Source organism: Alteromonas sp. AO-Serp (assembly GCF_017849675.1).
GTDB classification, from domain to species: domain Bacteria; phylum Pseudomonadota; class Gammaproteobacteria; order Enterobacterales; family Alteromonadaceae; genus Alteromonas; species Alteromonas macleodii.
Map to the genome: position 1 here is coordinate 1 of NZ_JAFLMX010000121.1, position 6,647 is coordinate 6,647.

The following is a 6,647-nucleotide window of genomic DNA, read 5'->3' on the forward strand; positions in this document are numbered from 1 at the left end:
ATGTAAGAGCCACCTTTAAGCTGAGAAAAGCTGTTAGCAGGCTGACCGCTGTCGTCTAACCAAGCCATACGCGGCGTATGGATGTAGTTCAAACGGCTTTGATAAGGACGTACTTTTTCGTTCTTTGGCGTGGTTATGGTGATCATGCCAATAGCGCCATTGTCTACCGCATACTTTTGCTTTTGATAGCCAGACGCAAAGTGAGCGCCCTCTTCTGATGGAAAATCGCTTGGCTTACCCGCTAACGCTACTACAATTTTGCCTTTTACATCTAAGTCTTTGTAATCGTTGTGAGACAATTCGTCAGCCACGATACCATAGCCTACAAACACCATTTCACCTTTTAGGTTGGCCTCAGTGCTAAGCAAGCTCGGGCTAGCGAGGTATTCTTTAGGGTAGTCAAAATCAATGGTTTCGCCGTTTTGCGTGAAAGTAAACTTGGGAGACTCTTGAACCAGATTCGCTTTGCGAAACGCTACGTTTTGCATGTAGCCGTCTGTACCCGCTGGCTTCAAACCATATTTAGCAAATTCGGTCGCAATATATAGCGCCGCAATTTCATGGCCACGAGAGCCCGTGTCACGACCTTCAAGCAAATCATCTGCTAGGAAAAACAGGTGCGATTTGATTCGCTGTGTATCAGGGTTAAAAGCATTGTCTGTCGATGCGTGGTTATGGGCAGTAGCAGCAAAGGTCATTGCTGTCATTGCACTACCTATAAGGAGTTTTTTTATCATTCTAATTTCACCATATAACTAAGTATGCATCATGGTAACGCAGTTGATAGGCGGAATACCATTAAACTACTAACGTTTACCATGTGTTTCCTACCGTTGCTCGCATTTTATGAGCAAGGTAAAATTGCCAGCCACATACCGGCTCAGCTTCCGGGTGTTTTTATATTTTTTTAGTGAAGAGCAGCATCTATGTCAAAAGACGACATTCTTTACCGCGTTCAGTTCATCAGCAACGGTGAGCGCTATGAGTTATACGTGAAAAGTCTTATGCAGGGCGCTTTGTTTGGCTTTATCGAGATAGGTGACTTTGTGTGGGATACTCACACAAGTGTTGTTGTAGACCCTAGTCATGAAAGGTTGAAAACCGAATTTTCTGAAGTAACAAAAACTTATGTACCGATGCACAACATTTTGCGCATTGACGCCGTAAATAAAAAAGGTTCAGCCAAAATTACTAAATTAGAAAATAAATCTGATAAAGTAACTGCTTTCCCTAGTCCAATATATACACCAACGAAAGAGTAACCGCCGGGTCATTCCGGTGAAGGTTGCCGGAGACCCTTATGTATCGCTATGTTTTAGCAGCATTATTATTTATTTGCAGCGTTAGCTCATCTGCAAAGGACCTTAACGATGAAAGCTTGTATCAACTACTTGATGACATTTGGCAATACGAGCTTTCGGTTTCCCCGCTTCTAGCTTCTCGCGAAGGCGATACTTCACTCGCTCACGTATTACCAGACAACTCTCCCAAAGCCCTGAAAGCACAAAATGAACAATGGCGTACTTTTCAAAAGGCCTTAAGTCAGTATAAAAAAGAAGACATCTCTACTGATGCTTATATTGCCTTGCTGATGCAACAATATCGTTTAGCTAACTATGTGGACGAATATACGTATCGCGCGCATTTAGTGCCTATCAATTCAGAATATGGCTTCCACGGTGCAATGGCCTCGCTTCCTAATTTATCCACCTTTAAGCGCGTAGAAGATTATCAGGCCTACATTAGCCGCCTAAATGCGCTGAAACCTTATTTTGACCAACAAATTGCGTACATGAAACAGGCGCTAAAAGAAGGCTACACGCAACCTAAAGTCGTGCTGAAAGGGTTTGAGAACTCGGTGGCGTCATACATTGTTGAAAACGCCGAGGACAGTGGCTTTTATTCTCCATTTACCCGTTTCCCAGAGTACTTTACTGCCGAGCAAAAATCAGCGCTAACGGAGCAAGGCAAGGCTGCCATAAATAGCAGCGTATTGCCTGCGTATCAAATGTTCTACGATTTCATGGTAGATGAATACATTCCCAACGCCCGTGAAGATATTGCCGCGAATAACTGGCCTGATGGCGTGGCGTATTACGCCAATAGAGCCAAGCATTACACCACCACGGATATGACGCCTCAGGAAATCCATGATTTAGGTTTGTCTGAAGTAAAACGCATTCGCGCGCAAATGCAGCAAATTGTGGATGAGCTTGGCTTTGATGGCGACATTAACGAATTCATTACGTTTTTACGCGAAGACCCGCAATTCTATGCCACCAGCGCTGAAGATTTACTAAAAGAAGCGTCGTTTATTGCAAAGAAAATGGACGCAAAACTTCCTTCGCTCTTTGAGTATCTGCCAAGAACACCCTACGGTGTAGCGCCTGTACCAGACGCTATCGCGCCCAAATATACAACGGGCCGTTACATTCATCCTAGCCGCGATGATCAGCCTGGATATTACTGGGTAAACACTTATGCCCTCGATAAGCGCCCTTTGTATGCATTGCCTGCACTGACCTTGCACGAAGCAGTGCCTGGCCACCATCTTCAAATATCGTTGGCAGCAGAGCTTGAAGACTTACCTATGGTACGTCGTAACACCTATATTTCAGCGTTTGGTGAAGGCTGGGGTCTGTACTCTGAGTTTTTAGGTATTGAAGCAGGTATTTACGAAACGCCGTACGACAACTTCGGTCGCTTAAGCTACGAAATGTGGCGTGCGTGTCGCTTGGTTGTGGATACCGGTATGCACACGATGGGCTGGAGCCGTCAACAAGCGGTTGATTATATGATGGAAAACACCGCGCTTTCAGAACACAACGTAAATACTGAAATAGACCGCTATATCTCTTGGCCAGCGCAAGCCTTGTCTTACAAGATTGGTGAAATCAAAATTAAAGGCCTTCGCAAGAAGGCAGAGAAAGCATTAGGCGAGCGTTTTGATGTGCGTAAATTCCACCGCGCCGTGTTAGAAAACGGCTCAGTTCCATTGTTTATCTTGGAGCAAAACATCAATACGTTTATAGAAGAACAAAAGGCACAATAAACATGATCGTTGCATTTGGTGTTATTGGATTACTTATCCTGTTTTTAATTTACTTTGTGCTGCGAGCGCAGAATTTACAGAAAGAGCTGGCGCTATTGCGTCACTCGAATAAACAGACCAACAACAAGGTTACGTATGCTTATCGCAACCTTGTTCTTGTTACAGATGCGTTAGAGAAAAATCTTACTGCGCGTATTGAAAGTGCCTATAAAAGCCGCCTTATCGACCAAACTCAATACAATGCGCTGCACCCGCTTATGCGCAACTTTTCGACAATCGTCATGGCCTGTTGTGAGAAAGGCATGTCATTTGAGGAGTCACTGAATAAGGTGCTGCTTAATGAAGAAGTGACGCTTGAGGAAATTCGTGAGGTGGTGAAAGCACTCCCTAGCAACGTACGTATGGTGTGGTCAAAAAATACCGCCGACGGCTTCATTGCTTTTTGCCAAACCGTTACAGCAACAGTAAGTGGCACGACTACAAAGGCTCAAAAAGAACCATCTGAAGAGTAACATTTTACTCTATGTCCCTCGTTAGCGCTTATACAGCGCTAACTGTATGGCAGGGTCGTCTGCTTTGCTATGTAGTAAGGTCAGCGACCCTAGCCATGTTCCTACACTTTTAAAAGTTTAATCTTTTTACCTTTCCAGACTAATCAGTAAGTTAGCACTTAAAACAACAAGCCAAAAACCTTTTGTCTTGAAAAGGGTTATTGCTGCACTATAATACTGTACAAAAATACAGTTTATTTTGAGTGCCATGAATAAATCGTTATCCGTGCTTAATAACCACCCGCATATTTGGCGGGCCAGAGATCAGAAACAAGGTGAAACCAAGTTTTCGCTGGGTTTTCCGCGTCTGGATAAGGCACTTAACGGTGGCGTTGCATCTACAGGTCTTGTCCGTATCTCTTCGTTAACCGGCATGGGTGAACTTTCACTCTTTAAACAGGTTATATGCCAACACCGTACGCATAAGCTGGTGGTATTTATTAACCCTCCCGGGCTACTACAGTCGCCGTGGTTAGAAAATCTGGGGCTTAAAGCGCAACAAGTTCTGGTAGTAAAACCAGGTTCTGAACAAGAGTCGCTGTGGGCAGCAGAGCAATGTTTAAAAAGTACGGCTTGCCATTGCGTAGTGCTGTGGAGTAATGCTGTAAATCAAAAAGAAGCGCGACGCCTTCAGGTAGCAGCAACGCATAATGATGCGCTGTGCTTGCTGTATACTCCACCGCAACAGCAGGCCTCACAGTTAGGTTACCCAAAGGCCAGCTTAAGTGATTCACAAGCCAACCTGTCGAATCAAAGCGACAGTGCATTACCCATTACGTTGGATATCGCGCTAAAGGGTAAACCCCACGCTTTGGCGGTGAACATACGCAAGCAGCGTCATGGGTGGCCCAAAGATAACATTGTTATTTCCCATCGGTGGACCCCCGACAATCACGCCATTAAATGGGCCATGGCACACAACACGCTTTCCGATCAGGCATTACACTCTGTGAGCTAATGATGCTGTGGGCTTATATTTACTGCTATCAACTAACTTTAGACAGCCATATCAAAGCGGCTAGAAGTAAGCGTGCACATAGCCAGTTGTCGAAGCACGAAACTAACAACCAGTATTCAGCGTTAGCGTCGAATACTCCCGTTGCAGTGTACTGCAGTAAAACAAACAAAATTACGCAGTGTAATGATATTGCGAAAAAAGAAGGTATTGAAATTGGGCATGGGCTAGCCCAAGCAGCGGCGTTATGCCCTTACGTACATATTCTGCCTTTCAGTGAAGAAGCCGAAAAGCATATGCTGACGCAGTTAGCCCATCGGCTTTATCCACTGGCTTCTGATATCGTATTAGACAACCACATTCACTCGAATAATGTAAGCGGTCTGGCAGTAAGGTTAGATAACCTTACTCATTACTATGGCGGTCATAAGCCACTGTGGAAAACCTTAACCCAAGCTCTGGCAGAAGCAGATATTCGCTATCATTTTGCTAGCGCATGGACGATAGAGGCCGCAAAAGTATTAGCGCTTTATAAATTTAATACCCACTTACATACACCCGATGACATAAAAAAAGCGCTAAGTACGTGCCCGCTTTCTATTACGGCTCTATCCCCCAAAGTCATTGACTCGTTGGCAAGGGTGGGCGTTTCCTGCGTACAACAGCTACTGGCCATGCCGGTACAAGAACTGGGTCGGCGCTTTGACAATAACACTATTATGTATCTTACTGCGTTAAGGGGAGAAACCTTTCCACGCGTTACGTTATTTAGGCCTTTGGAGCACTTCGATAACTTTATCTTATTGCCTTTTGATATTGAAAACACGCAGCATCTAACCCCTTTTGTCACCCAACAGTTTGAGCATTTGTCTCACTATTTACGGGCAAGAAACTTATATACATCCAGCATCAGTGTACATATTCATTTCAGAGAAGCACCTGTAATGGATATTAATATACGTTCGGCACTGCCTCAGTCCTCAGTACAAAGTTGGCTGCCCTTGTTTAGTCTTAAAACTGAGAATCTGGTGTTGCCTGAGCCAGCCACAGCCATTGCGCTTACCTGTCAGCAATTTGAAGAAATGGATACGCAGAATGGCGACTTTTTTAGCGACAGATTTAACGATATTGCACAAAAGCAATTAATTGGGCGCTTAAACGCGAAGCTAGGCGATAACAGTACGTTTCAACCTCGCGCTGCCGACAGCCATCAGTTTGAATATATGACAGTGACAGAGTCGAGCACCGGTAACTGTGCCGGTAATTACGCTTATAGCAGTGACATTACGCCCACCTTCACCTTTGATATACCTAAACCGCTTATTCAGGCTACCCAAATTTGCTTTGGCCCCGTGCGATTACACAGTGAGTGGTGGCATGACAGCCCAACAAAGCGTGATTATTTCATCGCCCAAACTGAGCAATGCGTAAGGCTTTTAGTATTTAAAGATGAAGAGAGCCGCTGGTGGGTACAGGGCCTTTTTTGCTAGCGGTATGCGGTTAAAGAAAAGGGTAAAGGCAATATCATGAAATACAGTGAGCTCTTTTGCCAAAGCAATTATAGCTTTCTTTGCGGCGCCTCTTCCCCCGCAGAGCTTGTTACCACGGCTTCTTTCCTTGGTTACGACGCGCTTGCCATTACCGATGAATGCTCAGTGGCGGGAGTAGTACGAGCTTTCGATGAAATTAAGCATCAGGGTCTACCGATTACGCTTATTGTGGGTAGTTACTTTGTATTTGATGACACTTTATCTTTTGTACTGTTGTGCCCGAACAAAGCGGCCTATAGCGAGCTGTGCCGAATTATTACTAACGCGAGGCGTCGCTCTGATAAAGGTGAATACCAACTAGCTGAGTGGGACTTGCGTACCATTCGCCATTGCAAATTCATTTGGCTACCAAGTGGAAAAGTGCCGCAAGACAAGCATTGGGCTGAATGGCTGCAAAAACACCCGAGCATTGATGCCTATATTGGCGCCCAGCGCCTATTAGACGGACGGGATCACCACAGGTTTGCACATTACAATCATCTGCAGTCTGCTTATCCTTTCCCTGTTATCGCCTGTACAGGTGTACTCATGCATCACGC

The 6,647-nt window shown here is 44.9% G+C and carries 7 protein-coding genes; 6 read left to right on the forward strand and 1 reads right to left on the reverse strand.

From position 1 onward, the window contains the following. Nucleotides 1-737 (reverse strand): PA domain-containing protein (locus tag QVA83_RS09220; protein ID WP_353844104.1); only part of this gene is annotated, 737 nt, incomplete at its 3' end. A 189-nt stretch (nt 738-926) separates the two neighbouring features. Between QVA83_RS09220 and QVA83_RS09225 the strand changes: the two genes are divergently transcribed. From QVA83_RS09225 to QVA83_RS09250, 6 genes are all read left to right on the forward strand, one after another. Next, a complete protein-coding gene (locus QVA83_RS09225) occupies nt 927-1,262 on the forward strand; it encodes a DUF1820 family protein (protein ID WP_061438894.1) in 336 nt (111 codons plus the stop codon). A 38-nt stretch (nt 1,263-1,300) separates the two neighbouring features. Then, complete coding sequence (locus QVA83_RS09230) at nt 1,301-3,052, forward strand: DUF885 domain-containing protein (protein ID WP_287498387.1); 1,752 nt, start codon at nt 1,301-1,303, stop codon at nt 3,050-3,052. 2 nt (nt 3,053-3,054) lie between these two features. Next, nucleotides 3,055-3,564, forward strand: a complete 510-nt coding sequence (locus QVA83_RS09235; protein ID WP_061438886.1) for a hypothetical protein — start codon at nt 3,055-3,057, stop codon at nt 3,562-3,564. A gap of 247 nt (nt 3,565-3,811) precedes the next feature. Continuing rightward, entirely contained in the window at nt 3,812-4,561 is a 750-nt protein-coding gene (locus QVA83_RS09240; RefSeq protein WP_287498388.1) for a recombinase RecA, read from the forward strand. Beyond that, nucleotides 4,561-6,048: a Y-family DNA polymerase gene (locus QVA83_RS09245; protein ID WP_287498389.1), complete on the forward strand. Its 1,488-nt coding sequence runs from the start codon at nt 4,561-4,563 to the stop codon at nt 6,046-6,048. Before QVA83_RS09240 ends, QVA83_RS09245 begins: the two co-directional genes overlap by 1 nt. Before the next feature lie 36 nt (nt 6,049-6,084). Beyond that, the coding region (locus QVA83_RS09250; protein ID WP_287498390.1) for a PHP domain-containing protein at nt 6,085-6,647 on the forward strand (563 nt) is incomplete at its 3' end.

Excerpts from the sequence above, each read along its gene's own strand:
- QVA83_RS09225 (WP_061438894.1), top strand. The coding sequence starts at position 927 with ATGTCAAAAGACGACATTCTTTACCGCGTTCAGTTCATCAGCAACGGT.
- QVA83_RS09230 (WP_287498387.1), top strand. The coding sequence starts at position 1,301 with ATGTATCGCTATGTTTTAGCAGCATTATTATTTATTTGCAGCGTTAGC.
- QVA83_RS09235 (WP_061438886.1), top strand. The coding sequence starts at position 3,055 with ATGATCGTTGCATTTGGTGTTATTGGATTACTTATCCTGTTTTTAATT.
- QVA83_RS09240 (WP_287498388.1), top strand. The coding sequence starts at position 3,812 with ATGAATAAATCGTTATCCGTGCTTAATAACCACCCGCATATTTGGCGG.
- QVA83_RS09245 (WP_287498389.1), top strand. The coding sequence starts at position 4,561 with ATGATGCTGTGGGCTTATATTTACTGCTATCAACTAACTTTAGACAGC.